This is a genomic window from Candidatus Desulfolinea nitratireducens, assembly GCF_982879505.1.
In genome coordinates, this window is the sequence record NZ_CEYOSI010000202.1 from 1 (window position 1) to 3,096 (window position 3,096).

Annotated in this window: 5 protein-coding genes; all 5 read right to left on the minus strand. The window is 49.8% G+C overall.

Features of this window, described 5'->3' with window-relative positions:
* Nucleotides 1-354: CNNM domain-containing protein (locus tag AC3DOM_RS14465; RefSeq protein ID WP_487919755.1), on the minus strand; the 354-nt coding region annotated here is incomplete at its 3' end.
* A 5-nt stretch (nt 355-359) separates the two neighbouring features.
* On the minus strand, nt 360-1,217 hold the full coding sequence (amrB, locus tag AC3DOM_RS14470; RefSeq protein ID WP_487919756.1) for an AmmeMemoRadiSam system protein B: 858 nt from the start codon (nt 1,215-1,217) through the stop codon (nt 360-362).
* A 24-nt stretch (nt 1,218-1,241) separates the two neighbouring features.
* Nucleotides 1,242-1,733: an NUDIX hydrolase gene (locus tag AC3DOM_RS14475; protein WP_487919757.1), complete on the minus strand. Its 492-nt coding sequence runs from the start codon at nt 1,731-1,733 to the stop codon at nt 1,242-1,244.
* Nucleotides 1,712-2,530, minus strand: coding sequence for an anti-sigma factor family protein (locus tag AC3DOM_RS14480; RefSeq protein WP_487919758.1), 819 nt, complete (start codon nt 2,528-2,530; stop codon nt 1,712-1,714). The genes AC3DOM_RS14475 and AC3DOM_RS14480 overlap by 22 nt, the downstream gene beginning before the upstream one ends.
* Nucleotides 2,527-3,096, minus strand: a 570-nt coding sequence (locus AC3DOM_RS14485) for an RNA polymerase sigma factor (RefSeq protein ID WP_487919759.1), incomplete at its 5' end; no start/stop codon positions are given. The genes AC3DOM_RS14480 and AC3DOM_RS14485, both read right to left, overlap by 4 nt.

The window sequence follows — 3,096 nt, forward strand, 5'->3', positions numbered from 1 at the left end:
TGTCAATGAAATAATCAGTGGCAAAGCCGCGATAACCGAACCCAGAAATTGAAGATTTTCAGGCAGGATCATATCGTGAAAATAAGGCGCAAGCAGCTCTTCAAAGGTATTTTCACCAACTGCACCCAAAGCCAGGCTGACGATTGTGATCCCAAGTTGCGCTGCAGCAATAACCCGATCACGCGTTGCGGGGTTTGATAGCCAACCTTGGACGATATTTGCCCCGCGATGCCCATCTTCGGCAAGAGAATCAATTCGTGTTCGGCGAGACGTGACAACAGCGAACTCCACACCAACGAAATATCCGTTTAGCGCAATAAGTATAAGTATTATAAAAATATCCCAAATGATCATAGTTTTTAGTTTTGTTGATTAGATTTTAAAACTACCGCCGCGCCGTAGCCAACAACAGAATCGTAGTCTCCTGTAATATCCCCAGATGTAGCGTAATTCAAAATTTTGACGGTGTCCGCACCCAAGCTCTTTGCTGCATACAGTACAGTCGCAACTGCACCACGACCGCAAGCAAAACCTTTCCCATTTTCTTCGGCTTTCAGCAAGCCTTCTGGAGAAAATCTTTCCACCTGTCGCAGCATTTCTTGATCGAATTTATTTGCGGCATCCCGCGATTTAAAATGAGAGAGGTCCGTACTACCAACAAGCAATGCATTCCGTCCACGCAATATTTTGGCAAGGGCTGTACCCAAAGTGTATGCGATCCTATTTGTTTGTTCAGAAATCATAATCGGGAGCAGGTTGAATTCACCGTTCAAGGTACGTTGCAGAAAAGGTAATTCGATCTCCAGGGAATGTTCGCTATCATTTGCGATTGGTTTTAGTCCAACCCCAATATCAGCACACAGGAGAGTGTCCACCGCCTCTACAGCAGCACGATCAATGGAAATTTTCCCCAGGGGTGTGGAATAGGCTTCATGAGATGAAGTCAATATGGGCTCACGATAATAGGCATGCATTGGCGAGATTACAGCAACCAGGTCGAAATCCATTCCGTGGACAGTTGCGAAGGCATATCCTGCCACAGGACCTGAATAAAGGTATCCTGCATGGGGAGCAATTACCGCAACAACTTCCCCATCAAGTTTAGGCAGGGAGGCTTCGTGAATATAGCGGTCCACTTCGGAGGCCAGTTTTGATGGGTGGCCTTCGTACCATGTCCCAGCTATAGGTGAGGGGCGAACGGGAGCAACAGGTTTCATCGATTTTATTGTAGCACAGGGGGGCTAAAATTTTTCTAAAAAATAGCGGGTGGCTTCAAATGCTAAATCCGGGAGAGCTTCGCGTGGAAACCATTTGGCGGCATCCACATCATCAGCCGCAAGAAGCTGACCATCGATCAATTCAGCCTGATAAAGAATGATGAAGTCTGCACCTTGTGGATGTTCACGTTTTGCGTAGATATCGAGCAGGCGAAGTACACGAACATTCAGACCAGTTTCCTCCATACACTCACGACTTGCAGCCTGAGCAGGATCTTCGCCCGCGTTTACAAAGCCAGCCGGAAAGGTCCACAACCCCCGATATGGATCATGGATCCGTCGTACTAGCAGGATATTCCCCCTTTTTTCGACGAGGACTCCCGCTGCGACCTTGGGGTCGGCGAAATGAACCCATCCGCACGATGGGCAAAAGGGGCGATCTTGCCCATATTTTGCTTGCCACTCGACAGCATTTCCGCAGCGAATACAGTGGTTTACCTGGAAGTTTTTTGCCATTTGGATATTGCTTTGCGACGAAGGGCGAATGCGGTCAGTGAAAAGAGTACGATGACTGTCAGCAGGATTCGTTGCCAGCCAGTAAGTAGCGGTGCAGTTTCTATTTGGGTTTCGATATCAGGCACTGGTAAAGGAGTCGGGAATGAGGTCGGAGAGGCAGTTGGTATGAGGGTTGGTATTAGTGCCTTTTCTGCCGCAAGGTTTTCTCCCTCGGTTGGTTCAGGGTCAACCATTTCGGTTGCAAGAGCACGATCTGAGGCAGTCGCCCCTGCTGCAGGTTCCGGCGCTGTTTCTTCAGCAGCAGGCTCTTCAAAAGGAGACTCCATCTCTGGGGCAGGTGGCGCAAGGGGTGATTCTGCCATAGGCAACATCTCTTCTGCGGCGGGCATCGCATCTTCGTCCATGGTGTCGGCATTGAATTCGGCCGGGGCGGCCATTTCCACGGCTTCCATCATTGGGGCAGGTGCACCCATTGCACCAAAACCGATTGGAGAAAGAAAGCTAAAGAAGAAAAGAAATGCTGCAATTACAGTAGCATAGTGCAACACAGGAACAAGTCGTGGTATGGGCGGACGTTTGGCGACCATCCGCGGGGAGAGGGTAAAGTTTCGCGGGGAACGTCGTTGCGGTGTTTGGCGGAGGATTGCCCGAGTTTGGCGCAAATCATCCAGCGCGGCAAGCAAGTTTGGGTCACGGGCGAGGCGGCTTTTCATCCGCCTGGTTGCAGACGCACTTAATTCTCCATCCAAATAGGCGGAGATTTCTTTTAGGTCATGGAAGGAAGGTTGTCTGCTCATAGGGTACTCTCTTCATCCAGACGAAAGGCAGCGGGTAAAAGTTCCCGCACGGATTGCAGGCAATCACGCAAGCGCAGACGGGCGCGGGCCAGACGACTTTTGATCGTACCGAGAGGTTTTTTGAGGGCAGTAGCCGCTTCTTTGTAATCAAGACCTTGCATATCGGTCAGAACGACTACAGCGCGAAAATCAGGGGGGAGCGCTTCAATGCAGTTTTGGATGGCCTGTTCAAGCTCTAAGGTTTCGACTTGCTTTTCCGGTGATGCTCCCGGGTCAATGAGCCAGCGTGGGCTTTCCATTTCTTCATCGTTTTCAGTGAGGGGTTCGAGGGGAGTAGTGGGACGTCTTTTTTTGCGGCGCAATTCATCATAGCAGGCATTAGTGACTATGCGCAGCAACCAGGCTTTAAAAGAACCACCACGGTAAGATTTTAGTTTTCGAAAGGCAGAAATAAAGGCTTCCTGGGTGGCATCTGCTGCGAGTTCTGAATCGCCAAGGATGCGATAGGCGGTATTGTAGAGCTTATCCTGATATCCAATTACCAGTCGATTGAAGGAATCAAGATC